Genomic DNA, 24,370 nt, shown 5'->3' on the forward strand with positions numbered 1-24,370 from the left:
GTCCGAGCCGCGATGATGTTCAGGTCGGGCTCCAGGTCTTGGTGGCGAAGTTGTGCCGGCCCTCGATGAAGCGGACCGTGCCCGATTTCGAGCGCATGACGATGGAGTGGGTGACGCCGCGCTCGGCGGTGCGCTGCACGCCGCGCAGCAGCGCTCCACTGGTCACGCCGGTTGCCGAGAACAGCACGTCGCCGCGCGCAAGATCCGTCAGCGTCAGCAGGCGCCTGGGGTCGCCTTCCCCCATGTTGCGCGTGCGCAGCACCTGCTCGTTGTTCTCGAACAGCAGGCGCGCCTGCATGAAACCGTCGACGCAACGCAGCGCCGCCGCCGCCAGCACGCCCTCCGGCGCACCGCCGGACCCGACATAGATGTCGACGCCGCTGCCGGGCAGGCAGGCCGCGATCACGCCGGCCACGTCGCCATCGGTGATCAGCATGACCCGCGCTCCGGCCTCGCGGGCTTTTGCGATCAGCTCCTCGTGCCGGTCGCGGTCGAGCGTGCAGAGGGTGAGTTCCTCGATCGTGGTTTTCAGGGCGCGCGCCAGGTTGTGCAGATTGCTCTCGATCGACGCATCAAGGCTCACCACGTCGGGCGGCAGGCCGGCGCCGACGGCGATCTTGTCCATGTAGATGTCGGGCGCGTGCAGGAAGTTGCCCTGCTCTGCGAGGGCCACGACGGTCAGCGCATTGGGCGCGTTCTTCGCCGTCAGCGAGGTGCCCTCGAGCGGATCGACCGCGATATCCATCGCAGGGCCGCCGGCCCCGACCTTCTCGCCGATATAGAGCATCGGCGCCTCGTCCATCTCGCCTTCGCCGATGACCACGGTGCCGTCGATGGCGACGGTATCGAAGGCGAGCCGCATCGCCTCGACCGCGGCGCCGTCCGCCTCGTTCTTGTTGCCGCGCCCGGTCCAGCGCGACGCCGCCAGCGCCGCCGCCTCCGTCACCCGCACCAGTTCGAGCGCAAGGTTGCGATCACTGGCCTGGTAGGACTGCTTCTTCTCGGGCATGGGCTGAATCCTCATCAAAGATGGTCTGAGAATGGGCTACGCTGGATGAGAGGCGCCCTGGGCGCCGGCCGGCGTGGCTTTTCGAGCACCGGAGCGGAGCGGCCTTCTGGCCGTGAGCAACGGAGCGCAGAAAAGCCGCGTCGGATCGCCAGCGTAGTGCATTCTCAGACCATCTTTCAGCCGGCTTCGATGCGGATCATGGCCGGCGGCTCGACGACGACGTCAAGGGCGGCAATGAGATCCAGCGCGCGGCGCATCGCGACTTCGCGCGTCTGGTGGGTGACCAGCACGATCGGCACGGCGTCCGGTGCATCGCCGCCGGCCACATCGTCAGGCGCCGCATGCTGCAGCATGCTCTTCAGCGAAACGCCGCTGTCGCGCAGGATCGCGGCGATCTCGGCGATCACGCCGGGCCGGTCCAGCACGTGCAGCCGGAGATAGTAGTCACCCAGGCGCTCGCCGATCGGCACGCTGACGACCTGCGACAACTGCTCGGCATTGGCGCCCCAGACCGGGACGGTGGTGCCACGCGCGATGTCGATCAGGTCCGCGACCACCGCGGACGCGGTCGGGCCGGCCCCGGCGCCGCGACCTTCGAGCATGATGCGGCCGACGAAGTCGCCCTCGGCGAACACCGCGTTGAACACGCCCTCGACGAGTGCGATCGGCGCCGTCTGCGGCACCAGGCACGGATGCACCCGCGCCTCGACGCCGGCCTCGGTCAGCCGGGCAATGCCGAGCAGCTTGATCCGGTAGCCGAGCTCCTGCGCGAAGGCGATATCGAGCGCGCCGATCGCCCGGATGCCCTCGACATGCACGGAACCGAAATCCACCGGCCGTCCGAAGGCCAGCGCCGCCAGGATGGCAAGCTTGTGGGCGGCATCGATCCCGTCGATGTCGGTGGACGGATCGGCTTCCGCATAGCCCAGCGCCTGCGCCTCGGCGAGGATGGTGGCGAAGTCGCGGCCGCTCTCGCGCATCGCGGTGAGGATGTAGTTGCAGGTGCCGTTCAGGATGCCGCCGACCCGCGTCAGCCGGTCGGCCGCGAGCCCTTCGCGCACCGCCTTGATCACCGGGATGCCGCCCGCCACCGCGGCCTCGAAGCACAGCGGCACGCCGCATCGTTCGGCGATCGCGGCCAGCGCCGCGCCGTGGATCGCGATCAGCGCCTTGTTGGCGGTGACCACCGGACGTCCGGCCGCGAGCGCCGCCTCGACCACCTGCCGTGCCGCCCCGTCCGCGCCGCCGATCAGCTCGACCACGACATCGATAGCGGGATCGGTGGCCAGCCCGCATGCATCCTCGTGCCAGCGCAGCCCGGCCAGGTCGATGCCGCGCTCACGGGCGCGGTCGCGCGCGGCCACCGCGGCAATCACGATCGGCCGCCCGGCGCGAGCGGCGATCAGCTCGGCATTGGCCTCGAGCAGGCGCAGCACCCCGACGCCGACAGTGCCGAGCCCGGCGACGCCGATGCGCAGCGGCGCTCGCGCGGGACCGGCGCCCGGAACCGTCACGATATGGCAGCCAGCGGGGCGGCAGCCATCGGGGCATCGGCCGCGATATCGCCGCGCGCCGGGCCGCCATTATGCGCATTCAGGAAGCTGCGGATATTGCGCGTCGCCTGGCGCAGCCGCTGGGTGTTCTCGACCAAGCCGATGCGCACGAAGCCTTCGCCATACTCGCCGAAGCCCAGGCCCGGGGCCACGGCCACGCCGGCTTCCTGCATCAGCAGTTTCGCAAAGCCGACACTGCCGAGAGGCACGAAACGCTCCGGGATCGGCGCCCAGGCGAACATCGAGCCCTCCGGCGACGGCACGTCCCAGCCCGCCGCCGACAAGCCGCGTATGAGCACGTCGCGGCGGTCGCGATACAGCGCGCGCATCTGCTCGACGCACTCCTGCGGCCCGTTCAGCGCGGCGACCGACGCCACCTGGATCGGCGTGAAGGCGCCGTAGTCGAGATAGGACTTGATGCGGGTCAGCGCATTGATCAGACGCGGATTGCCGGCGGCAAATCCCATGCGCCAGCCGGCCATCGAGTAGGTCTTGGACAGCGAGGTGAACTCGACCGCGACCTCCTTGGCGCCCGGCACCTGCAGGATCGAGGGCGGCGGCGTGTCGCCGAAATAGATCTCGGCGTACGCCAGATCGGACAGGATCCAGATCTCCTCGCGCCGCGCGAAGGCCACCAGTTCCTTGTAGAAATCCAGGCCGGCCACGAAGGCGGTCGGATTCGAAGGAAAATTCACGATCAGCGCGGTCGGCTTCGGCACCGAATGCCGGACCGCCCGCTCCAGCGCCCGCAGCATGTCCTCGTCGGGCCGGGCCGGGATCGAGCGCACCGAGGCGCCGGCGATGATGAAGCCGAACTGGTGGATCGGATAGGACGGGTTCGGCACCAGGATGGTATCGCCAGGGCTGGTGATCGCGGCGGACAGGTTGGCGAGGCCCTCCTTGGACCCCAGCGTCGCCACCACCTCGGTCGCCGGGTCGAGCTGCACGTCGAAGCGGCGGGCATAGTACACGGCGAGCGCCTTCAGCAGGCCCGGGATGCCCTTGCTCACCGAGTAGCGGTGCGAGCGCGGGTCGGCCACCGTCTCGATCAGCTTGGCGACGATGTGCGGCGGCGTCGGGCTGTCCGGGTTGCCCATGCCGAGATCGATGATGTCCGCGCCGCGCGCCCGGGCCGCCGCCTTGGCCTTGTTGACCTCGGCGAACACGTAGGGCGGCAGGCGGCGGATGCGGTGGAACTCTTCGCTCATCATGGGCTCTCTGGATGATCTCTCTGGACCGGCATCCGGACGCGGCAACGGCGGCGGCTGTCGTTACTGTACCAGAGTGAGGCTGGCGCCGCGACCGAATGCGTCCGCCTGCAGCCGGATCGCGCGCGCCGGCACGCCCTGGGCGCGCAGCATGTCGGCCACCGCCCGGCCGCGCAGGGTCGCAAGGCTCAGCGCGTCCGCCTGTGCGTCCGGCTCCGACGATGCCGCGTCGCCATAGCCATGCACCATGACGGTGCCGGCGCCGCGCCGGACGGCGATCGCATGCACCAGCCCGGTCTCTCCGGATTGCACGACATCGGTGTTGCCGACGAAGGCGATCTGCGTGCCGGTCGGGGGCGCCACCTGGTAGTCGGGCAGCATCGCCGGCGCCGACGCCGAGGCCCGTGCGGCGGCTTCCTCCACCTGCAGCCCAGGCAGGCGGGGCGACGCGGGCGGCCCGCCGGGGATGGCAGGCAGCGTGACGGTGCCGCTCCCGGCATCCGCCGCGGCGGCCGGCACGTCCACCGCCGGCATGGCGATCTCGGGATCGGTATCCGCCGCCGCCGCGGCAGCGCCGGGAGCGTTGGCGGCCGCAGACGCCGGCGCCTTGCCGCCGGCAGTGGCGGCCGGTGCCGCCTGCGCCGCGTCGAGTGTCGCCGAGGATGACCCGGGCGCCGCGGGGGCCGGCGGAGCCCCCGCGGCCGGCTTTGCCGGATGCGCCGGCAGCACCGGCGGCGGCAGCGGATCGTTGGCATCCACCCGGGTGGTGAGGTTGCGTTGCCGCAACAACGACGCCGTCACCGTTTCGCGCAACGCCGCGGAGGCGAACACCGGGGCCTTCGCCGGCACCGTGCCGACATGCGGATACGGATCGTTCACCCCTGGCGGCGGCGGGCGCTGCTTGGCGATCTCGCCGCCCTGCAGCTGATGCCACCAGTTGACCGGGGTATCCACGGTGTCGCGGCCGCCGCAGCCGTCCAGGGTCAGGGCCGATGCCAGCGCCAGGGCGGGCGCCAGGGCGGGCGCAAGAGCGACCAACGGCCGTCGACGCGCTCTTGGTCCTGGCCAGTTATTGCCCATGTCTGTCCCGATCCCGCTTGCCTGCAGGGTTTAGCGTGGCCCGGCCCGGAAGCAAGCCGCCAGCCTGGCCCGACTGCTTGGACGAGGCGCCGAAACAGGATACCAACAGCGGATCAGCGATCCGGCTACAGGGAGACCAAGCATGAACGGCATGTCGCCGACACACCGTATCCGGATGGACGATGAGGATCCGGAAAACCCTGATGGCCCCGATATCCCGGAGCCGAACGGTCCGGAGCCCAAGGAACCTGGAGACAACAAGACCCTCTCCTCGCCGATCAACGAGCTCGAGAGCCGCCTGTTCGACCAGCGCAAGGTGCTGATCTTCGGAGCGATCAACGACAAGGTGGCGCGCGACGTCACCGGCCGGCTGCTGGCGCTGGCCGGCGCCTCGGACAAGCCGATCGACGTCTATGTCAACTCGCCCGGCGGCCACGTGGAGAGCGGCGACACCATCCACGACATGATCCGGTTCGTGGACAGCGTGGCGCCGGTGCGCATCATCGGCACCGGCTGGGTCGCCAGCGCCGGCGCCCTGATCTTCGTCGCCGGCGTGAAGGAGCGGCGCCTGTGCCTGCCGAACACGCGCTTCCTGCTGCACCAGCCGATGGGCGGCGTGCGCGGTCCGGCGGTGGATATCGACATCGAGGCGCGCGAGATCATCAAGATGCGCGAGCGTCTCAACCGGCTGTTCTCGCGCGAGACCGGCCAGACCTACGAGAAGGTCGCCAAGGACACCGACCGCAACTACTGGATGAGCGCGGAAGAGGCGATCAAGTACGGCATGGTGTCGCGCATCATCAACAGCGTCACCGAGCTGACCTGAGCCCCAGCATCAGCCGGATATTCTGCAGGGCGGCGCCGGATGCGCCCTTGCCGAGATTGTCGAGCCGCGCCGTCAGCAGCGCATGCGCGCCGGACGTGCCGGCATGCACGCTCAGTTCCATGCGGTCGCTGCCGGCCAGCGTTTCGGCGGTCAGGTCCGGTGCGGCCTGCACCACGCTGACCGCGTCGCAGCCGGCATAGTGCGCCTGCAGACAATCCAGCAGATCGGTCGCCGAGGGGCCGCCGAGTTGCGCGAGATGCAGCGGGATCGAGACGATCATGCCCTGGGCGAAGTGCCCGACCGAGGGCACGAAGACCGGCGGCGTGCGCAAACGGGCGTGCGTCGTGATCTCAGGCAGGTGCTTGTGCGCGAGCCCGAGGCCGTACATCAGGAAAGCCGGACCGCCCGTGGCCTCGTGCGCCGCGATCATGCTGCGGCCGCCACCGGAATAGCCGCTGACCGCATTGATCGAGAGCGGCAGATCAGCCGGGATAAGCCCCCCATCGACAAGCGGCCGCAGCAGCGCAATCGCACCGGTCGCATAGCAGCCTGGATTGGAGACGCGCGGCGCCGAAGCGATCGCCTCCGCCTGTCCGGCTGCCAGTTCCTCGAAGCCATAGACCCAGTCCGGCGCGGTCCGGAACGCCGTGCTTGCGTCGAGCAGCCGCGGCGCATCCGCTCCGAGTGACGCCACCAGGCCTGCGGACTCGCGCGCCGCGTCGTCCGGCAGGCACAGCACCACCAGATCGACCTCGCGCATCAGCGCCAGCCGCGCCTCGGGATCGCGGCGGCGGTCCGGCGCGATCGAGCGCACCGTCACCGGCAGGTCCTGCAGGCGGGTGCGTATGCCCAGGCCTGTGGTGCCGGCCTCGCCGTCAATGAAGATGCTGGCGGTCATCGGCCGGTCCCTCCGCTGGAACACCGGATCTACAAGAAAAAGGGCGGAACCCGAAGGTCCCGCCCTGCCGGTTCGGACCCTGAGGCCAGGATCAGCGCTTGGAGAACTGGAACGAACGACGGGCCTTCGCGCGGCCGTACTTCTTGCGCTCGACCACGCGGCTGTCGCGGGTCAGGAAGCCGGCGACCTTGAGGATGCCGCGCAGGCCCGGCTCGTAATAGGTCAGCGCCCGGCTGATACCATGCCGCAGCGCACCCGCCTGGCCGGACAGGCCGCCGCCGGTCACCGTGCAATAGACGTCGAATTGGTTGTAGCGATCGGCGACCAGGAACGGCTGGGTGATCAGCATGCGCAGCACCGGACGGGCGAAGTAGGTGCCGACCTTCTTGCCGTTGACGCTGATCTCGCCGCGGCCGGGCTTGATCCAGACGCGGGCGATGGCGTTCTTGCGGCGGCCGGTCGCGTAGGAGCGCCCGAGCGCATCACGCTTGACTTCGTAGCGCGGCGCATCGTCCGGCGTCACCGCCACGCCGGCGCTGACCGCAAGGTCCTTCAGGTCGGCCAGCGAGCCGGTGCGGGGGGTCTGGGTGTCGGACATGGTCAGGCTCCGATGCTCTTCTTGGCGTTGACGGAGTTCTTGCGGTTCAGGCCGGCGACGTCGAGCGACACCGGCTGCTGGCCGTCATGCGGATGCGCACCGCCGCCATACACATGCAGATGCTTCATCTGCGCGCGCTGCAGCGGGCCGCGGGTGATCATGCGCTCCACCGCCTTGGTGATCACATGGCCCGGGTTCTTGCCCTCGAGCCTTTGCGCGATCGTGCGCTGCTTGATCCCGCCGGCATAGCCGGTGTGGTAGTGGAACAGCTTCTGGCCGGCCTTGTTGCCGGTGAGGCGGACCTTCTCGGCATTGACGACGACGACGTTGTCGCCGCAATCGACATGCGGGGTGAACTGCGGCTTGTGCTTGCCGCGCAGGCGCTGGGCGATGATGGCGGCAAGCCGGCCGAGAACGAGGCCGTCGGCATCGATCAGGATCCAGCCCTTCGTCACCTCCGCGGGCTTCAGCGAGAGGGTGGTCTTCATGGATGATGGGTTCCGTCAGGTGGGCTCGAAGGAGCGCGCGTTATGATCGCGCCGGTCGCCCGCGTCAAGCCCGATGCAGGAAACCCCCGCCAGCAAAAGGATTTTCTGCTGCGGTATCTCATTACCGTAGATCCGAGGGCGGCGGGTTGAGCGACGGGCTGCCGGCGCGGGTGCATGTCATCGGCGCGTCCGGCCGGTCCGGCGCGGCGTTGAGCCGGGCGCTGCTGGCTGCCGGCGCCGGGGTGGTCGCGGTGGTGCGCAGCCGGGAGCGATGGCAGCGGACCGGGCTTGCCGGCGATGCCCGCCTGGCCGACCTCGAGGAGCCTGCCGCCCTGGCCGTGGCGTTGTCGGACGCCACCCACATCGTCTGCACCGCGCATGCGCGCAACGCCGAGCGCGTGATCGCGGCGGCGCCCGCATTTGCGCAACTGGTGTTCCTCGGCAGCACGCGCAAATTCACCCGCTGGCCGGACGCGCACTGCAACGGCGTGCTGGCCGGCGAGCGGGCGCTGCTGCGATCCAGGCGGTGCGGCATCATGCTGCACCCGACGATGATCTATGGCGCCGACGGCGAGAACAATATCCGCCGTCTCGCGTCGCTCCTGCGTCGCCTGCCGGCGGTGCCGCTGCCCGGCGGTGGCCGCGCCCTGGTGCAGCCGATCAACCAGTCCGACCTGACCCGCGCCATCCTGGCCTGCCTGCGCCGGGAATGGATCGGGCCACACAGCCTGGTCGTCGCCGGCCCGGAACCGATCTCCTACCGCGAGTTCGCGGCCGCGATCGCCCGCGCCTGGGGCCTGCGGCCGCGGCCGGTGCTCGCGGTTCCGGCGGCATTGCTGATCCCGCTCTCGATGCTGACGATGGCGCTGCCGGGACTGCCCACGATCGGCCCGGCCGAGATACGCCGCCTGCTGGAGGACAAGGCCTTCGACATCGGCCCGATGCGCGACCTGCTCGGGATCGAGCCGATCAGCCTCGAGCAGGGGCTGGCGGCGATGGCGCCAACCGCTCGGCCGCAGCGGCGAGGTCGTCTGGCGTGTTGATGTTGAAGAACGGGTCGGGGAGGCCGAACTCCACTTCGCGCATGCCGAGCAGGCGGGAGAACACGAACACCGAGCGGCGGTCATCGGCGGCGAGGAAGCTGCGGAGGTCCATGCGGCACTCGACCGGCCAGTGCGCCACCAGATGATGCCGGCGTCCGTCCGACACGGCCACTGCGGGCGCCGGCGACAAGGCGCCCAGCAGGTTGTCCGGGATGAAGGGCGTGTCGCCGGGCACGCTGACGAGAGTGCTGCACCCCGCCGCCGCCGCCCAGTCGAGCCCGCGCAGCAGGCCGGCCAGCGGCCCCTGGTCGGGAACCTCGTCGGCCAGCACCGGCAGGCCATAGCAGGCATAGCGCGCCGGCTCGCCGTTGGCACTGAGCGCGAGCGGCCCGAGCTGCGGGGCCAGCCGATCGATGACATGCTGCAGCAGCGTGCGGTCGCCGAGTTTCAGCAGCGGCTTGTCGAGGCCGCCCATGCGCCGCCCGGCGCCCCCGGCGAGGATCAATCCGGCGGTCATGATGTGAAGGAACTGGGGCGAACGACGGGGCTCGAACCCGCGACATCCAAGACCACAACCTGGCGCTCTACCAGCTGAGCTACGTCCGCCACATCAGGCGCCCGATCTAGGGTAACCACCGAGCCCAGTCAATTGCTGCGCCGGGCCGGGTCAATTGCTGCCAAACAGCGCGGCCAGCCGGTCGATCGCCTCGTTCAGCACCGCTTCGCGCTTGCAGAACGCGAAGCGGACCAGATGCTGTGGCCCGTTGCCGCGATCGTAGAAGGCCGGCACCGGGATTGCCGCCACCCGGGCATGCTCGGTGATGTGGCGGCAGAAGGCGATGGCGTCGCCGTCGAAGCCGAGCGGCCGGAAGTCTGCAATCACGAAGTAGCTGCCCGAGCAGGGCAGCACCGCGAACCCGATCCGCCCGAGCCCGGCGCTGAGCAGGTCGCGCCTGGCTGCGAGGCTCGTCGACAGCGCCTCGAAATAGGCCGCGTCACGCGACAGGCCGAGTGCGACCGCGCGCTGCAGGTTCGGCGGCGTGGTGAAGGTGAGGTTCTGGTGCGCGCGGGCGACGATGGCGGCCAGCGGCGCCGGCGCCGTCACGTAGCCGACCTTCCAGCCGGTCAGCGAGAAGCTCTTGCCGGCGCTGCCGATGCGCAGGCAGCGCTCACGCATGCCCGGCAGCGTCATCAGCGGCACATGCCGCGCGGGGGCGAACACCAGGTGCTCGTACACCTCGTCGCACACGGCGTAGGCGTCGTGCTGCACCAGCAGATCGGCGATGCAGCCGAGCTCCTCCTGGGTGAACACCTTGCCGGTCGGGTTCATCGGCGAGTTCAGCAGGATCGCCTTGGTGCGCGGCCCGAAGGCGGCGGCCAGCTCGGCGCGGTCGAGCGACCAGTCCGGCTCGTGCAGACGCACCAGGCGGGGGATCCCGCCGAGCAGACGGATCGTCGGCAGGTAGGTGTCGTAGAGCGGCTCGATCAGCACCACCTCGTCGCCCGGGTCGATCAGGGCGGCGAGCGAGGCGGCGAGCGCCTCGGTGGCGCCCGAGGTCACCACCACCTCGGTCGCGGGATCGACCGCGAGCCCGTAGAAGCGCCGGTTCACCGCGGCCACGGCAGCGCGCAGCTCGGGCAGTCCGGTCAGCGGCGGATACTGGTTGCGCTGGTCGAGCAGTGCCGCGGCCGCGGCCCGCACGATGTCCTCCGGGCCCTCGGTATCCGGGAACCCCTGTCCCAGGTTGATCGCCTCGTGCTGCACGGCGAGCGCCGACATCACCGTGAAGATGGTGGTGGGCAGGGCGGACAGCATGCTGTTGCCAGTCTTCATTAAATGACACGCTTCATCGGATGACACGCTGCATCGGCGGGCGGATTCCACAGGCTGACGGTTGGCCGGAAGCGGTGGCCCGGAAGAGGTGGCCAAGTTATGGGGTGCGATTGCCGTGCGTGCCACCTTGTGCAACCCTGCCGCCCGGCGGAACCATGCCTCACATGCTTCGCGCCGACAGGCAGTCCGGCTCAAGCCGGCGGAACCGCACCCCTGGCGCGAGCAGCGCCTGCAATGGGTTCAAGGGAGGAAGCCGGGTCGCCGGCGGCGCATGAAAAAGATCGAGGCCATCATCAAGCCCTTCAAGCTCGACGAGGTGAAGGAGGCGCTGCACGAGATCGGTCTGCAGGGCATCACCGTCACCGAGGCCAAGGGGTTCGGCCGCCAGAAGGGCCACACCGAGCTGTATCGCGGAGCGGAGTATGTCGTCGACTTCCTGCCCAAGGTGAAGATCGAGGTGGTCTGCGAGGACCGGGCGGTCGAGCGCGCGGTCGAGGCCATCGTGGACGCGGCGCGGACCGGGCGGATCGGCGACGGCAAGATCTTCGTGAGCTCGCTCGACGAGGTGATACGCATCCGCACCGGCGAGCGCGGCGAGGATGCCGTCTGACGGTGCCTGCACGCTTCGACAACCCTCGTCGCGTGATTGAATTCGAACCGAGCCACTTCCAGACGGCCGCCGCATGCGGTTGTTGCAACAACAGGTAGATCCGTATGGCGAAGAAAGCGTCGGCACCCGCTCCCGTGCCGCCCCCCCGCGCTCCCGCTCCCGATCATGTCAGCAAGGTCATGGAGCTGCTGCAGGAGCATTCGGTCGAATATGTCGACCTGCGCTTCACCGATCCGCGCGGCAAGTGGCACCACACCACCCAGCATGTCTCGACCATAGAGGCGGAGGTGTTCCGAGACGGCATCATGTTCGACGGCTCGTCGATCGCCGGCTGGAAGGCGATCAACGAGAGCGACATGATCCTGATGCCGGACCCCGAGACCGCGGTCATGGATCCGTTTGCCGCCAAGCCGCAGATGATCCTGCTCTGCGACATCGTCGAGCCGTCCACCGGGCAGCTCTACAACCGTGATCCACGCGGCACCTGCAAGCTTGCCGAGCAGTATCTGAAATCCACCGGGATTGGCGACACCGCCTTCTTCGGACCCGAGGCCGAGTTCTTCATCTTCGACAGCGTGAAGTACGGCACCGGCGCGAATTACGGCCTGTACCAGGTCGACAGCATCGAGGGGCCGGGCGCGTCGCTCAAGGACTACCCCGAAGGCAACATGGGCCACCGCCCGAGCGTCAAGGGCGGCTACTTCCCGGTGCCTCCGGTCGACAGCGAGAACGACCTGCGCGCCGAGATGCTCTCGACCATGGGCGAGATGGGGCTGGGGATCGAGAAGCATCATCACGAGGTGGCGCAGAGCCAGCACGAGCTCGGCATGAAGTTCGGTCCGATGACCAAGATGGCCGACCAGCTGCAGATCTATAAATACTGCATCCACAACGTCGCGCACTCGTACGGCAAGACCGCGACCTTCATGCCCAAGCCGATCCACGGCGACAACGGCTCGGGCATGCACGTGCACCAGTCGATCTGGAAGGACGGCAAGCCGGTCTTCGCCGGCAACGGCTATGCCGACCTGTCGGACACCGCGCTCTACTATATCGGTGGCATCATCAAGCACGCGAAGGCGCTGAACGCCTTCACCAACCCGTCCACCAATTCCTACAAGCGGCTGATCCCGGGCTTCGAGGCGCCGGTGCTGCTGGCCTACTCGGCGCGCAACCGTTCGGCCTCGTGCCGCATCCCGTATGCGACCAGCCCGAAGGCCAAGCGGGTCGAGGTACGCTTCCCGGACCCGGCCGCGAACCCCTACCTCGCCTTCGCCGCGATGCTGATGGCCGGGCTGGACGGCATACGCAACAAGATCCATCCCGGCGAGGCGATGGACAAGGATCTCTACGACCTGCCGCCGGAGGAACTGAAGAGCATCCCGACGGTCTCGGGCTCGTTGCGCGAGGCGCTGCGCGCGGTCGAGGCCGACCACGAGTTCCTGCTCGCCGGCGGCGTGTTCACCAAGGACCAGATCGCGGCCTATTGCGAGATCAAGTGGGCCGAGGTCTATCGCTTCGAGCATACCCCGCATCCGGTAGAATTCGAGATGTACTACTCCGTGTGAGAAACCGTCCGATAATGCTACTACGCTGGCAATCCGACGCGGCTCTCTGCGCTTCCGGTGCTCACGGCCAGACGGCCGCTCCGCTCCGGTTCTCGAAAGCCACGACGGCCGGCGCCGTTGGCGCCTCTCACTCAGCGTAGCGCATTCTCAGACGGTCTCTGAACACCGGAGCACTGCTCCCTTCGAGAGGCTTGGCGATCAGGTGGCGCCGAGCGCGCCGGCCCATAGCCTGCGCTCCAGCGCGTCCGGATCATCCTGCACGGCGCTCGTGACATTCAGGATCATCGTCCGCCGCTGGGGGATCTCGTAGCGCGGCCAGTCCGGCAGGCCGGCGGCCGCAGGCGCACCGCCGACGATGAACGCCACCCAGGCCGCATGCATTGTTGCCGCCAGCTCCGCGTCAAAGCCGGCATCGAGCGGGGCGAGGTTCCCGTCGCCGGGGTTGCTCCAGACATAGGCGAGCTCGCTGGCATGCGCCGCGCGTCCGGTGAACACCCCGTCCTGCGCCGCGCGATCGAAGCGGTACATCCAGACGGCGCCCCCGGCATGGCACTGCGCCTCCGCGACCCTGAGCGACGGGATCCAGTATTCCTCCGCGGTCAGCGCCCGCCAGCGCAGCTCGGCAGGGTCGGGCGGCGTGATCGAGGCGTCGTAATGCTGCAGGATGCGCTCGAAGGCGTCCGGCTGCAGGTTGGCCAGATTGCGCGCCTGCAGCGGCTGCGTCGCCGCGTCGTGTCCCAGGAACAAGCGGCTCTCGTCGCGGTTGGTACCGAGCAGCAGCGGCCGCGACTGCATGCAGCCGGCGCGGATCGCATCCTCCGGCATCGCCGGCAGCAGCACGCCGTCGACCACCGGGCGCAGCGGAAAATTGTGCGGCGGGTCCAGCACCAGCTCGTGCTGCGCCTCGATCAGCCGGTCGAGGTCGAGATGCGGCAGCGCCGTCACCTTGTGCGGCGGCAGCGACAGCAGGCGCAGGTACTCGGTGGTGATCTCGCGGGCCGCTGGCATCGAGAGCACGGTGCGACCGCCGCCGCTCTCCAGGATGACGCGCGAGAACAGCGCGCGGGCAGAAGGCGAAGCGGCCAACGCGGCCACGTCCTTGGCACCGGCCGATTCGCCGGCCAGGGTGACCCGTCTCGGATCGCCACCGAAGGCCGCGATGTTTTGGCGGACCCAGCGCAGCGCCAGCCGCTGGTCGCGGATCGCGTTGTTGCCGCTGCCGGCATAGCGGGTGCCGAGCGGCACGCCGAGTTCCAGGAAACCCAGCACGCCGAGCCGGTAGTCCAGGGTGACGCAGATGACGCCGGAGCGGGCAAAGCTGGCGCCGTCATAGATCGGCTCGCTCGCGGCACCGGCGACATTGGAACCGCCATGGATCCAGACCATCACCGGCAGCCCGGTCGCGGGGGTGCCGGCTGGAGCAAAGACGTTCAGGTTCAGGCATTGCTCGCTGGCAACATCCTGGGTGTGCCCGACCCGCTGCACCGCCATAGGGCCAAACCGGTCGGCTTCGAAGACCCCGCTGAAGTGCTGCGCCGCCTGCGGAGGCAGGAAGCGGCCGGGCACTTGGCCGTACGGGATCCCGAGATAGCGTGCGACGCCGTCCACCGCCTGGCCGCGGATGCGGCCGCATGGCGCATGCACCAGCACGCCGCCATCCCCGGTCGCGACCTGTTGTCCGGGCTCGACCAGCGCCCTGCTCGCGCGGGCGTCTGTCGCCAGCAGCCCCACGCCCGCCGCCGCACCGCCCAGGAAACGGCGACGCGAGCAGCCATCCGATGAAGTCACGTCAGGCTCCGATCACGTCTCGCCGGACAGTTCGCGCCGGCTGCGATCGAGTTCCTCGCTGTAGCGGCGCAGCGCGTGCTGCTCGGTCAGCAGGCCGATCACGTTGCGGCTGTCGAGATTGTCCACCACCACCAGCGCGTCGCTCTCGGCCCGCTCGAACAGCGCGATCGCCTCCTTCACGTTCATCTGCGGCAGCAGCATGGTCTCGTCGTAATGCAGCAGTTCGCCGAGCCACGAGACATCCTGGTCGGCCGCATGCAGTTCGGGCACCTGCACGATGCCGGCATAGCGCCCGCTCTCGTCGACCAGCACCACGCGATGTTCGGAGCCGAGCGGAAAATCGCGACGCAACGAGGCGAGCGACGTGCTGGACCGCAGCGTGCGTATCTCGCGCCGCATGATCCGGCCGACCGTGAGGTTGCGGATCCAGCCGACATCGAGCGCGCTGCGTATGCTCTCGCCGCGCAGGTGGAAGCGCCAGGTGGCGAACGAGTAGCCGAAGGTGCGCCGCACCGTCAGCGCCGACACCACGGAAGCCACCAGCACCGCCACCGTCAGCGGCAGGCTTCCGGTGGATTCGAGTGCCAGGAACACCATGGTCAGCGGGCCGCCGATGATCGCCACCGCCAGCGCGCTCATGCAGATCAGCGCGCAGGTGACCGGCGGCAGCGAGTTCGCGGTCAGCAGCCCGAGCAGGTCGCCGCACAGCGTCCCGGTCAGCACGCCGAGGAACAGCGACGCGAAGAACAGGCCGCCGCGAAAGCCCGAGCCGATCGAGATCGCCGAGGCGCAGGCCTTGAGCAGCAGCAGCAGCGCCGCCTGCCTGATGCCGAACTCGCCGTCCAGACCGAGCCGCAGCGCCGCGTGACCCGACGACAGCACCGCAGGCGTCGCCAGCGCCAGGCTGCCCACGATCAGCCCGCCGATCGCCGGCCGCGCCCAGCCGGGCATGCGCGACCGCCGGAACAGGGTCTCGGTCAGCGTCACCATGCGCATGATGGCGATGCCGACCAGCGCGCTGACCACGCCGAGTGCGATGATCGGCAGGTAGTCGCGCCACTCCAGCGTCGCCGGCATCGCAAGGTCGAGCGATGGCGCGGTGCCGTCGAGCGCATGCGTCACCACGACGGCGCAGATCGAGGCCAGCGTGACCGGGGCGAGGTTGGCGAGCGAGTAGGTGCCGATCACCAGCTCGAAGGCATAGAAGGCGCCCGCCAGCGGCGCATCGAAGGCGGCCCCGATGGCGCCGGCGGCGCCGCAGCCGACCAGCACGCGCAGGTCGGCCCGGCGCACCCGGAACGAGCGGCCGATCCAGGAGGCGAACGCCGAGCCGATCTGGGTGTAGCCGGCCTCGAGCCCGATCGACGCGCCGGCCCCGTTCGAGAGCAGCGTCTGGCCGACCACGATCGCGCTGTCGCGCAGCGACATGCGGCCGCCATGCAGCGCGTTAGCCTCGATCGGGTCGACCGGGCGCCCCGGAACGTATCTCGAAATCAGCAGACCGCTCAGGCCGAGCAGCAGGCCGCCCATCGTCGGCACCAGCAAGGCCCGCTCGGGCTCCACCGAGGCAAGGCCGGAAAGCCTGCCGTCATTGTCGAGCGCGAACAGCAGGCGGTGCGCGAGCAGCGTGGCATCGTTCATCGCCACCACGAAGATGCCGGCTACGATACCGACGCAGGCGGCCAGCACCACCAGCCAGATCTCGTCGGCGCGAACCAGCGCCCGCAGCGTATGCGGGGCATGCACCACCCAGCGCTGCACCGGCACGGCATGGTCGCGCAGCCAGACGGCGCTGCGCGGCACCGCCAGGGCGGCGCGTCGCAACCCCGGCTTCTGCGGCCGGCGCGACCTGGTGGCGCGTCGCATTGCGCCGGCGAACATGCCCGGCATGCCTACGCGCGCCCCCTGGAACCTGGATACACCATGCAACTTGCGCCTGCGCCCGGCCGGAGTGGCGGAGAGCCTCCTGCTTGTGACGCCCGCGCCGCCCTGGATCAACAAACTCCGCTGCGGCCGCCGCGGCTGTGGCGCGAATGTCGCCCCGTGTTGCGCTCAGGTCCCACCAGACGACGAAACAGGTTCCACCGAACGACTAGAGCAGGCCAAGGGCTTCGCCCCTGGACCCCATCAAAGGCGAGCCTTTGAAATCCTTGAATTTAAGAATCGGGGTCTGGGGCCCCCACTGCTCCAAGACGGGGCCCCAGCGGGACCAGGGCAGCGCCTTGGCCTTGCCTTTTCAGCACCCTGCTAGACATGCATTGGCGGCGGATCGCGCGGCGGCGGCACCGGGATTGGTGCCGGAGGGTCTCCCCGGGGCGCCGGCGCGTCGTCATCGTCGTCATCGTCGTCCGGCATCGGCGGCGGCGGCGGCGTATCGCTGGCACCGGACAGCGGCAGCCGGAACATGGCGCGGGATCTGGCTGTGCAGGGAGCGAGGAGCATGCAAGGTACCTGATGTCTGCTTTGCAAGAACCGCCTTCGGCGCCGGCGGTTGCTCTGGTGGTGGCGCACCGCAGGATTGCGGATCGCGCCGGCCCACGACGGAGTGGCATGACATGACCCAGGACCATCCGACCACACACCCACAAACCATGCGGTTCATCGGCCGGACCGGCGACGGCGGCCCCGAGGTGCTGCGGGTCGAGCAGGGGCCGGTGCCGCAGCCACGACCCGGCGAAGTGCTGATCCGGGTGCTGGCGGCCGGCCTCAACGGCCCCGACCTGATGCAGCGCCGCGGGTTGTATCCGCCGCCCGCCGATGCGAGCCCGGTCCTCGGTCTGGAAGTCGCGGGCGAGGTCGCCGCTGTCGGACCGGCCCAGGACGATGCTCCTCTGCCCTATGCGGTGGGCGACCGGGTCTGCGCCCTGGTGAACGGCGGCGGCTATGCGGAATATTGCGCGGCCCCGGCTCGCCAGTGCCTGCCTTGGCCGGACCGCTTCGACGCCGTGCGGGCGGCGGCGCTGCCGGAGAACTACTTCACGGTCTGGGCCAACCTGTTCCATATCGGCAATCTGCGGGCCGGACAGACCCTGCTGGTGCATGGCGGCAGCAGTGGCATCGGCACCACGGCGATCCAGCTGGCCCGGGCGAGGGGCGCCATCCCGTATGCGACCGCCGGCACCGACGAGAAATGCGCCATCTGCCGCTCGCTCGGCGCCGAGGCCGCGATCGACTACCGGCGCGAGGACTTCGCCGAGCGCATCAAGACACTGACCGCGGGCCGCGGCGTCGATGTCATCCTCGACATGATCGGGGCCAGCTACTTCCAGCGCAACCTGGACAGCCTGGCCGAGGATGGCCGGCTGACCAGCATCGCGGTGCTCGGCGGCGACGCGGTCCGCGAGCTGAAGCTGTCGCAGGTGATGCGGCGGCGGCTGACGCTCACCGGCTCCACGCTGCGGCCGCGCTCGGCTGCCTTCAAGGCGGGGATCGCCGCCGCCCTGCAGGCCCAGGTCTGGCCGCTGCTCGCAGGCGGCGCCATCCGGCCGCTGATCCACGCTGTGCTGCCCTTCACGGATGCGGCCGGTGCCCATACGCTGATGGAACGCGGGGAGCACTCGGGCAAGATCATGCTCTCGCTGCAATGAGGGTGGGTGCTTTTGAGGCTGAACGTCGTGGAGCGCGGTCCCGACCGGGCGGACGCGGTGGCGGGCAGGCCACCGATCGTTCTGCTGCACGGCTTGTTCGGGCGGGCGCGCAATCTCGGCCATTTCCAGCGCCGCCTGGTGGGGCAGCGCCGCACCCTGGCCATCGACCTGCGCAACCACGGCGAGAGCCCGCACGGCCAGATGGACTACATGTCGATGGCGTTCGACCTGGTGGAGACGCTGGCGGCGCATGACGCGTTGCCGGCGACGCTGGTCGGCCACTCGATGGGGGGCAAGGCGGCGATGACGCTGGCCCTGACCCGGCCGGAGCTGGTGCACAGCCTGCTGGTCGCCGACATCCCGCCCGCCATCACCGGGCATGGCAGCTCCCGGCTCGGCCGCGACATGCTGCGCATCAGGTTCCCGGACTATCTCGGCCGGTCGGCCGCCGATGCGCTGCTGGCGGACGCGGTGCCGAACGCCGACATCCGCCAGCTCATGCTGCAGAATATCCGCTTCGGCGACAATCCCGGCTGGCAGATCGGCCTGGAGGAACTGGTCGCCTCGATGATCAACATCGAGGGCTGGCCGTACATTCCTGAGGGCCATGCCTATGACGGCCCGACCCTGTTCCTGGCCGGCGCGCTCTCGCCCTACATCCGGCCCGAGCATCACGCCGTGATGCAGCGGCTGTTTCCGCGGCACCGGCTGGAGATGATCGAGCAGGCCGGACACTGGCTGCACGTCGAGAACCCGGCCCGCTTCGCGGCGCTGCTGGAGCAGTTCGTCCGCGAGTTCTAGCGGGCTGCGGAACAACCCGAGAACGATGCATTCGCGACGAAACGAAAGCAGGCCAAGGGCTTTGCCCCTGGACCCCATCAAAGGCAAGCCTTTGAAATCCTTACATTTAAGAATCGGGGTCTGGGGCCTCCGGCCCCAGCGGGATCAGGGCAGCGCCCTGACCTTGCCTGCTTCAGCAGCCTGCTAGAGCAGCATCCGGGGGCAGTCCGCCCGGTCGGTCCGTCAGCTTCCACTTGATCGCCTGCCTATCAGACCGGAAGCGAGAGCATTGTAGTCGTAGCAGGTGATTTCGAATGGGTTGCCGAAAGGATCGTCAAAGTACATCGACCATGCGAGAGCGTGGTCCGAAATCTTCGTCGCGCAATCGAGCAACCGATCCAGACGCGCAAGCCAGTCCTTGAACCCGGCGGCATCCACCCGAAACGCAATCGTGGACCGGCATGGCGCGCGCTCTCGCTCGAAGAGCGCAAGCTTCACGCTGCCTGAACGGCTTCCCAGCATGAGTGGGCCGCCATCTGCCCAGACTTCCAGAACCTTGTCGCGACGCAGATCGAGGACGTCACGATACCAGATTTCAGCGCGCGCCCGATCAGCCACATAGACATGAACATGATCAACAATTTCGAGCACAGGAGCCATCGACATCTCCTCCGTCGGTCTGTGGCGGCATCGACGATCCGAAGACCGTGTCTCACCCAGAACCTCATTTCGTCATCGGATTGGCGGCGGCGGGTGCGCGGGCCTCGTCGGCAGCCCGCCAGAGATACCAGGCCGCCGCCGAGCGGCACGGGCTCCAGGGTGCTGTCGCCTCGGCGAGTTCGCGCGGCTTCGGCTGGCGGTCGAGGCCGCGTAGCAGCCGGTAGCCCTCGCGCACGCCGAAATCGTCCACCGGCATGATGTCCGGCCGCCCGAGGCTGAAGATCAGCAGCATCTCCACGGTCCAGCGCCCGATCCCGCGCAGCGCCACCAGACGCTCGATCAGCGCCGCGTCGGTCATGCGCGCCGCCTTGGCCCGCGTCGGCACCAGGCCGGACAGGGCCGCCTCCGCCACCCCGTGCATGGCGGCGACCTTGCTGCCGGAGAAGCCGCAGACACGCAGCGCCGCGAGATCCATTTCCAGCAGCTGCGCCGGCGTCGGGAACGCCGCATGCACGGCGATCATCCGCCCGAGGATCGCCTCCGCGGCGCGGCCGTGCAGCTGCTGGTGCGCGACCGCCCGCACCAGGGATTCATAGGGTTCGCGTGCCCGGTCGACGCGCAGGCGGCACGGCCCGATGCGCCCGATCAGCGAAGCGAGGTCCGGATCGGCAGCCCGCAGGTGGCGCCGCACCCGATCGCGCGGCCCCGGCTGCACCGGGTCGAGCAGCGGCGCGTCCGGCGCGCGCAGGGCCTGCTCGATGTCGGCGTTCGCCCGCTTCTGATCGTCAGGTGTCACGCGATGTATCCGAACGGAGATGTATCCGAACAGACTGGCGGTAGCGAAGCAATGACGGCAATGGCAGAATGACCGCACGGTTCCCGCGGGAACCAGGACTTCGCCGTGGGCGAACAGGCGGAGACCTCCGGCATTTCGATGATCCAGTCCGGCAGCATGGCACGGCGCGATCGGGTCCCACGCTCGGGAGACACCGCCCGGCCCGAGGCACGCGGCGCCGCTCCTGCCCTCGCCGGCCTGCCGCGCCCGGGCTTCGTCGGCGGCCGCACCGATGCGGCGGTCCTGGACGAAGCCGGGCTGCCGCTGGTCCGCCGCGGGCGCCGCCTGCATGACGGCTTCGGCCGACGCGTCGCCGGCTCCGGTGCGGCCCACCTGCTCGTGCTGGTGCTGATGGCGCTCTCGTTCGCGCAACCGCCGGGCGGCGGCAGGCCGCAGGAACAGCAGCCGGTCGACATGGTCTATGAGCGCCCCGGCAGCTCGGGCATGACCGGCCCTTCGGCGCCGGTGCCGGCCAACGCGCCGCCGCCGCCCGCGACCGCGGCCCCGAGCCTGCAGCCGCCGACGCCGGCACCGCCGATGCCCGACCTGGCACCTCCGCCCGACGAGACGCCGCCGCTGCCGGATTTGCCGCTGCCCGAGCCGCTGCCGCAGCCGATGCCGAACCCGATGCCGCAGAGTCAGAGCCAGTCGCGCGCTGCCACGTCGCGGGCGCAGAGCCGCAGCACCTCGCCGCTCTCGCATCCGATGGACCTCTCCTTCGCGCCGGCGACCCGCTCGCCCTCGCGCCGGAGCGGCCGGCCGGCCGGATCGGGCGGCCCGGTCGACCTGTCGCTCGGGCCGCTGGTGCAGAACGGCCATCTGAACACCCCCTATGCCTCGACCAGCAGCATCAAGGGGGTCAGCGACGACTATGCCGACGAGATCGGCGACTGGATCCGCCGGCACATGTACTACCCGGAGGAGGCGGCGCGGCGCGGCGAGGACGGCCCCTCGCACGTGCACGTGGTGCTCGACCGGCAGGGGCAGGTGCGCGGCGTGCGGCTGGTGACCTCGTCGGGCTCATACCTGCTCGACGACGCCACCACCGGCATGTTCCGCAACGCCAAGCTGCCGCCGGTGCCGCCGGACATGCGCGGCAACAGCTTCGACGTGGACCTCACGATCGACTACATCCTGATCAGGCGGTAGTCCGAGGAGGTCGCCCAGGGAGGTGATATGGCGCATCCGGTCCAGGCCCAGATCGGCTCCGGCTTTGCCGAGTACGACGATGCCGACGCGGCGGTGGCCCGGCTGTGCGAGATCTATGAGGAGAGCAGTGCCATCCTGCGCATGGCGTTCGCGTCGCGCGCCACCGGCTCGAACGCCGGCGCCGCGGTCTATCCGTACCTCGCGATCGAGGTGGATGGCGCGTCGCTGCTGACCGAGCACCGGGCGCCGTACGGGGTGCTGCTGGAGCCCGGGTTCTACGGCACCACCCTGACCCGGCCGCATCTGTTCCGGAGCTACCTGCGCGAGCAGATCGGCCTGCTGCTGCGGCACTATCGCCGCCCGGTGCTGGTCGGGCACTCGAACCGGCCGATCCCGCTGCCCTACGTGATCGAGGACAGCGTCACCGACATCACCGAGGACGAGTTGCGCCGGCTGGGCGAGCATTTCACCCTGCCCGACCTCAGCAGCGCCGACGACCGCATCGCCAACTGCCAGCTGCAGCCGGATCCCGCGCAGCCGCGTCCGCTGAGCCTGTTCCCCGCCGAGCGCGTCGACTACTCGCTGGCCCGGCTGCACCACTATACCGGCACCGATCCGGCCGATTTCCAGCGCTTCGTGCTGCTCACCAACTACCAGCGCTACGTCGACGAGTTCCGCACCCTCGGGGGCGCCGCGGGCCAGGACGGCAACGAGTACGAGCGCTTCGTCGAGCCGCACGGCGACCCGCAGATGCCGGCCTACCACATGGTGCGCGCCGACGGCGACGGCATCACGCTGATCAATATCGGCGTCGGCCCGTCCAACGCGAAGACCATCACCGACCATGTCGCGGTGCTGCGGCCGCATTGCTGGCTGATGCTCGGCCATTGCGCCGGGCTGCGCCGCACCCAGCGCCTCGGCGACTACGTGCTGGCGCACGGCTATGTCCGCGACGACCATGTGCTCGACGACGACCTGCCGCCCTGGGTGCCGGTGCCGCCGATCGCCGAGGTGCAGGTGGCGTTGCAGGAAGCGACAACCCTGGTCACCGGCCTGCGCGATGCCGAACTCAAGACGCGGCTGCGCACCGGCACGGTGATGACCACCGACAACCGCAACTGGGAGCTGCGCTTCGGCGCGCTGTTCGGCCAGATCAACATGACCCGCTCGATCGCGGTCGACATGGAATCCGCCACTATCGCCGCCAACGGCTTCCGCTTCCGGGTGCCGTACGGCACGCTGCTCTGCGTGTCCGACAAGCCGCTGCACGGCGAGCTCAAGCTGCGTGGCATGGCGCGCGCCTTCTACCGCGAGCGCATCAGCCAGCACCTGCATGTCGGCATCGAGACCATGCGCCGCCTGCGCGCGCAGGGCGTGGACCGGCTGCATAGTCGCAAGCTGCGAGGCTTCGACGAACCCCCCTTCCGGTGAGGCGGTCCGGGAGCGCGCTGGGCTGGTCATCCCCCGCTTTCCTGGGCGACGCGGCTGCCTGCGCTTCCGTTGCTCACGGCCAGACGGCCGCTCCGCTCCGGTTCTCGACAGCCACGACGGGCGGCGCCGAAGGCGCCTCTGACACAACCCAGCACACTCCCGGACCACCTCACTATCTCCCTCGGGTTGTAGCCTCAGAAGCTCCCCGAGCCGATCCTGCCTTCTATCGGGCGCCGAGGCGACGCAGCATCCTGAGCGCGTTTGCGTTGCCCGGCGTCAGCGTGAGCGACCGTTCATAGAAGGCAATCGCGCGCGGCGTGTCGCCGCTGTCCATGTACGCCTCGGCGAGACTGTCATAGACGTTCCCCGATCGCGGATAGCTCTCGACATTCAGCTCAAAGATGCCGATCGCCTCGGGCCAGCGACGGGCGCTGAGCAGCTTATAGCCAAGCCCGTTCAGATCGGGCTCTGAGAGGTCGTATTCGCGCGACGTGGTGATTCTGATTGCCTCGAAGCGGCGCCGTGCCTCGGCCAGGCCGCCTTGGGCAAGGGCACGCTCGACCGGCTCGGCAACCGAGGCACGATCCTCGTAGGCGAGCGCGATCTCGGGCACGAACAGGGACATAGTGGCGGCCGCTATACCGGCGCCGAGCACCAGCGTCAGCACGATGAGGCCGCATGCCATCGCGACGCGAGGCGCGGCGCCCCCATTGTCGCGGATCCGCCAGTAGAGTTCATAGACCGCGAGCGGAACGACGAACTGCCCGTACGACAACGTCGTCAGGAACGGCCCAGTGGTCGCACCCTGATCGAGGCCAAGCGGGATGGTGAGCACGAAGCTGGCGCGGATAAACAGCGACGCGCTCACCGCGAGGTAGAGCCGCACCGCCCAGCGCCCGTGCGCCCGGAAGTTTGGCGCCAGCGCCTGGCGCAACGCGAAGCCGGCGAACAGCATGACGAGAACGCCGTCGAGACTCTGCCCGACATGCTCCCACACGGTGCCGACCGCGCCGCGCGTCCAGATCATGTCGAGACCCGCGAGGCTGACCGCGAACGCTGCGACAAGGTAGAGGCGGCCGTTCCAGCGGTGCACCCAAGGGGCTTTGCCTCGAATGCCGGGGATGAGCTGCAGCGCGCCGCCGAGGATGACGAGCACCGCGGCGACGAGATGGATCGCCACCATGACATTGCCGAGCGGTTCGCCCGGCACGTAGCCGTGCGTCATCACCCGGTTCCACGCCTCGTAATCGCCGCGCCCGGCCGCCCGGCCGTAGAACGCCGCGACGGCGACCGCGAAGCATAGCTGGCCGACGAGGACAACCAGGAACCAGAAAACCGCTGCCGCCCGCAGCGTCGTCGCGGAATCGAGCCGGATCGTGACGGGATCGGGCAGTCTGGCACTCGCGCTCATGCTGATCTCCGATG

At 69.4% G+C, this 24,370-nt stretch carries 23 protein-coding genes and 1 tRNA gene; 8 read left to right on the top strand and 16 right to left on the bottom strand.

The genetic code is table 11. From position 1 onward, the window contains the following. Positions 1-19 precede the first annotated feature (19 nt). The 4 genes from glpX to ACQY4O_RS15205 all read right to left on the bottom strand — a co-directional run bounded on the left by glpX (position 20) and on the right by ACQY4O_RS15205 (position 4,808). Entirely contained in the window at positions 20-1,009 is a 990-nt protein-coding gene (glpX, locus tag ACQY4O_RS15190; RefSeq protein ID WP_428377193.1) for a class II fructose-bisphosphatase, read from the bottom strand. A gap of 176 nt (positions 1,010-1,185) precedes the next feature. Beyond that, positions 1,186-2,523 (bottom strand): homoserine dehydrogenase, encoded by a 1,338-nt coding sequence (locus ACQY4O_RS15195; protein ID WP_428377194.1) that lies wholly within the window; start codon positions 2,521-2,523, stop codon positions 1,186-1,188. Then, positions 2,520-3,770 carry an LL-diaminopimelate aminotransferase gene (locus ACQY4O_RS15200; protein ID WP_428378212.1) on the bottom strand — a complete coding sequence of 417 codons (1,251 nt, stop codon included), beginning with the start codon at positions 3,768-3,770 and terminating at the stop codon, positions 2,520-2,522. Before ACQY4O_RS15200 ends, ACQY4O_RS15195 begins: the two co-directional genes overlap by 4 nt. Positions 3,771-3,833: 63 nt before the next feature. Beyond that, a complete protein-coding gene (locus ACQY4O_RS15205) occupies positions 3,834-4,808 on the bottom strand; it encodes a hypothetical protein (RefSeq protein WP_428377195.1) in 975 nt (324 codons plus the stop codon). Between the two features lie 184 nt (positions 4,809-4,992). Here ACQY4O_RS15205 and ACQY4O_RS15210 point away from each other — a divergent pair, with 184 nt between their 5' ends. Further along, positions 4,993-5,676 carry an ATP-dependent Clp protease proteolytic subunit gene (locus ACQY4O_RS15210; RefSeq protein WP_428377196.1) on the top strand — a complete coding sequence of 228 codons (684 nt, stop codon included), beginning with the start codon at positions 4,993-4,995 and terminating at the stop codon, positions 5,674-5,676. Here ACQY4O_RS15210 and argC read toward each other — a convergent pair. The 3 genes from argC to rplM all read right to left on the bottom strand — a co-directional run bounded on the left by argC (position 5,660) and on the right by rplM (position 7,660). Further along, positions 5,660-6,574 (bottom strand): N-acetyl-gamma-glutamyl-phosphate reductase, encoded by a 915-nt coding sequence (gene argC, locus ACQY4O_RS15215; protein WP_428377197.1) that lies wholly within the window; start codon positions 6,572-6,574, stop codon positions 5,660-5,662. The two genes, ACQY4O_RS15210 and argC, sit on opposite strands and share 17 nt — an antisense overlap. A 91-nt stretch (positions 6,575-6,665) precedes the next feature. Further along, the gene (gene rpsI / locus ACQY4O_RS15220; RefSeq protein ID WP_428377198.1) at positions 6,666-7,172 is read right to left on the bottom strand and encodes a 30S ribosomal protein S9; all 507 of its coding nucleotides are present in this window, start codon (positions 7,170-7,172) and stop codon (positions 6,666-6,668) included. A gap of 2 nt (positions 7,173-7,174) precedes the next feature. Continuing rightward, the gene (gene rplM / locus ACQY4O_RS15225; RefSeq protein WP_428377199.1) at positions 7,175-7,660 is read right to left on the bottom strand and encodes a 50S ribosomal protein L13; all 486 of its coding nucleotides are present in this window, start codon (positions 7,658-7,660) and stop codon (positions 7,175-7,177) included. 146 nt (positions 7,661-7,806) lie between these two features. Here rplM and ACQY4O_RS15230 point away from each other — a divergent pair, with 146 nt between their 5' ends. Next, positions 7,807-8,703, top strand: a complete 897-nt coding sequence (locus ACQY4O_RS15230; protein ID WP_428377200.1) for an NAD(P)H-binding protein — start codon at positions 7,807-7,809, stop codon at positions 8,701-8,703. Here the strand turns inward: ACQY4O_RS15230 and mobA are convergent. From mobA to ACQY4O_RS15245, 3 genes are all read right to left on the bottom strand, one after another. After that, positions 8,630-9,220, bottom strand: coding sequence for a molybdenum cofactor guanylyltransferase MobA (gene mobA, locus ACQY4O_RS15235; protein WP_428377201.1), 591 nt, complete (start codon positions 9,218-9,220; stop codon positions 8,630-8,632). The two genes, ACQY4O_RS15230 and mobA, sit on opposite strands and share 74 nt — an antisense overlap. Before the next feature lie 13 nt (positions 9,221-9,233). Then, positions 9,234-9,309: transfer RNA gene (locus ACQY4O_RS15240), tRNA-His, on the bottom strand. A gap of 61 nt (positions 9,310-9,370) precedes the next feature. Beyond that, a complete protein-coding gene (locus ACQY4O_RS15245; protein WP_428377202.1) occupies positions 9,371-10,537 on the bottom strand; it encodes an aminotransferase in 1,167 nt (388 codons plus the stop codon). A gap of 271 nt (positions 10,538-10,808) precedes the next feature. Here ACQY4O_RS15245 and ACQY4O_RS15250 point away from each other — a divergent pair, with 271 nt between their 5' ends. Then, complete coding sequence (locus tag ACQY4O_RS15250) at positions 10,809-11,147, top strand: P-II family nitrogen regulator (RefSeq protein ID WP_428377203.1); 339 nt, start codon at positions 10,809-10,811, stop codon at positions 11,145-11,147. A 104-nt stretch (positions 11,148-11,251) separates the two neighbouring features. Beyond that, positions 11,252-12,715, top strand: coding sequence for a type I glutamate--ammonia ligase (gene glnA / locus ACQY4O_RS15255; RefSeq protein ID WP_428377204.1), 1,464 nt, complete (start codon positions 11,252-11,254; stop codon positions 12,713-12,715). Between the two features lie 198 nt (positions 12,716-12,913). Here the strand turns inward: glnA and ACQY4O_RS15260 are convergent, their stop codons facing one another. The 3 genes from ACQY4O_RS15260 to ACQY4O_RS15270 all read right to left on the bottom strand — a co-directional run bounded on the left by ACQY4O_RS15260 (position 12,914) and on the right by ACQY4O_RS15270 (position 16,909). Beyond that, positions 12,914-14,503: a carboxylesterase/lipase family protein gene (locus tag ACQY4O_RS15260; protein WP_428377205.1), complete on the bottom strand. Its 1,590-nt coding sequence runs from the start codon at positions 14,501-14,503 to the stop codon at positions 12,914-12,916. Positions 14,504-14,515: 12 nt separating this feature from the next. Beyond that, entirely contained in the window at positions 14,516-16,393 is a 1,878-nt protein-coding gene (locus ACQY4O_RS15265) for a chloride channel protein (RefSeq protein WP_428377206.1), read from the bottom strand. Between the two features lie 357 nt (positions 16,394-16,750). Continuing rightward, entirely contained in the window at positions 16,751-16,909 is a 159-nt protein-coding gene (locus tag ACQY4O_RS15270) for a hypothetical protein (protein ID WP_428377207.1), read from the bottom strand. A 185-nt stretch (positions 16,910-17,094) separates the two neighbouring features. Between ACQY4O_RS15270 and ACQY4O_RS15275 the strand changes: the two genes are divergently transcribed. Continuing rightward, a complete protein-coding gene (locus tag ACQY4O_RS15275; protein ID WP_428377208.1) occupies positions 17,095-18,090 on the top strand; it encodes an NAD(P)H-quinone oxidoreductase in 996 nt (331 codons plus the stop codon). 12 nt (positions 18,091-18,102) lie between these two features. Then, positions 18,103-18,891, top strand: coding sequence for an alpha/beta fold hydrolase (locus tag ACQY4O_RS15280; RefSeq protein WP_428378213.1), 789 nt, complete (start codon positions 18,103-18,105; stop codon positions 18,889-18,891). A gap of 222 nt (positions 18,892-19,113) precedes the next feature. Here the strand turns inward: ACQY4O_RS15280 and ACQY4O_RS15285 are convergent, their stop codons facing one another. Both ACQY4O_RS15285 and ACQY4O_RS15290 read right to left on the bottom strand, forming a co-directional pair. Next, the gene (locus tag ACQY4O_RS15285; RefSeq protein WP_428377209.1) at positions 19,114-19,530 is read right to left on the bottom strand and encodes a VOC family protein; all 417 of its coding nucleotides are present in this window, start codon (positions 19,528-19,530) and stop codon (positions 19,114-19,116) included. Between the two features lie 64 nt (positions 19,531-19,594). Continuing rightward, positions 19,595-20,221 (bottom strand): DNA-3-methyladenine glycosylase family protein, encoded by a 627-nt coding sequence (locus tag ACQY4O_RS15290; RefSeq protein WP_428378214.1) that lies wholly within the window; start codon positions 20,219-20,221, stop codon positions 19,595-19,597. A gap of 210 nt (positions 20,222-20,431) precedes the next feature. On the opposite strand from ACQY4O_RS15290, the gene ACQY4O_RS15295 reads away from it, so the two are divergent. Together ACQY4O_RS15295 and ACQY4O_RS15300 are read left to right on the top strand one after the other, a co-directional pair. Then, positions 20,432-21,514: an energy transducer TonB gene (locus ACQY4O_RS15295; RefSeq protein ID WP_428377210.1), complete on the top strand. Its 1,083-nt coding sequence runs from the start codon at positions 20,432-20,434 to the stop codon at positions 21,512-21,514. Between the two features lie 27 nt (positions 21,515-21,541). Continuing rightward, on the top strand, positions 21,542-22,945 hold the full coding sequence (locus tag ACQY4O_RS15300) for an AMP nucleosidase (RefSeq protein WP_428377211.1): 1,404 nt from the start codon (positions 21,542-21,544) through the stop codon (positions 22,943-22,945). Between the two features lie 223 nt (positions 22,946-23,168). Here ACQY4O_RS15300 and ACQY4O_RS15305 read toward each other — a convergent pair whose 3' ends face one another. Next, on the bottom strand, positions 23,169-24,356 hold the full coding sequence (locus ACQY4O_RS15305; RefSeq protein WP_428377212.1) for a DUF2306 domain-containing protein: 1,188 nt from the start codon (positions 24,354-24,356) through the stop codon (positions 23,169-23,171). Positions 24,357-24,370: the final 14 nt, after the last annotated feature.

It is taken from the genome of Lichenicoccus sp. (assembly GCF_965277665.1).
GTDB lineage: Bacteria > Pseudomonadota > Alphaproteobacteria > Acetobacterales > Acetobacteraceae > Lichenicoccus.

Bases quoted from the DNA above. Each gene is read 5' to 3' on its own strand.
- glpX (WP_428377193.1), bottom strand. From the start codon at position 1,009: ATGCCCGAGAAGAAGCAGTCCTACCAGGCCAGTGATCGCAACCTTGCG.
- ACQY4O_RS15200 (WP_428378212.1), bottom strand. From the start codon at position 3,770: ATGAGCGAAGAGTTCCACCGCATCCGCCGCCTGCCGCCCTACGTGTTC.
- ACQY4O_RS15210 (WP_428377196.1), top strand. From the start codon at position 4,993: ATGAACGGCATGTCGCCGACACACCGTATCCGGATGGACGATGAGGAT.
- argC (WP_428377197.1), bottom strand. From the start codon at position 6,574: ATGACCGCCAGCATCTTCATTGACGGCGAGGCCGGCACCACAGGCCTG.
- rpsI (WP_428377198.1), bottom strand. From the start codon at position 7,172: ATGTCCGACACCCAGACCCCCCGCACCGGCTCGCTGGCCGACCTGAAG.
- rplM (WP_428377199.1), bottom strand. From the start codon at position 7,660: ATGAAGACCACCCTCTCGCTGAAGCCCGCGGAGGTGACGAAGGGCTGG.
- mobA (WP_428377201.1), bottom strand. From the start codon at position 9,220: ATGACCGCCGGATTGATCCTCGCCGGGGGCGCCGGGCGGCGCATGGGC.
- ACQY4O_RS15245 (WP_428377202.1), bottom strand. From the start codon at position 10,537: ATGAAGACTGGCAACAGCATGCTGTCCGCCCTGCCCACCACCATCTTC.
- ACQY4O_RS15250 (WP_428377203.1), top strand. From the start codon at position 10,809: ATGAAAAAGATCGAGGCCATCATCAAGCCCTTCAAGCTCGACGAGGTG.
- glnA (WP_428377204.1), top strand. From the start codon at position 11,252: ATGGCGAAGAAAGCGTCGGCACCCGCTCCCGTGCCGCCCCCCCGCGCT.
- ACQY4O_RS15265 (WP_428377206.1), bottom strand. From the start codon at position 16,393: ATGCCGGGCATGTTCGCCGGCGCAATGCGACGCGCCACCAGGTCGCGC.
- ACQY4O_RS15270 (WP_428377207.1), bottom strand. From the start codon at position 16,909: ATGTTCCGGCTGCCGCTGTCCGGTGCCAGCGATACGCCGCCGCCGCCG.
- ACQY4O_RS15275 (WP_428377208.1), top strand. From the start codon at position 17,095: ATGCGGTTCATCGGCCGGACCGGCGACGGCGGCCCCGAGGTGCTGCGG.
- ACQY4O_RS15285 (WP_428377209.1), bottom strand. From the start codon at position 19,530: ATGGCTCCTGTGCTCGAAATTGTTGATCATGTTCATGTCTATGTGGCT.
- ACQY4O_RS15300 (WP_428377211.1), top strand. From the start codon at position 21,542: ATGGCGCATCCGGTCCAGGCCCAGATCGGCTCCGGCTTTGCCGAGTAC.
- ACQY4O_RS15305 (WP_428377212.1), bottom strand. From the start codon at position 24,356: ATGAGCGCGAGTGCCAGACTGCCCGATCCCGTCACGATCCGGCTCGAT.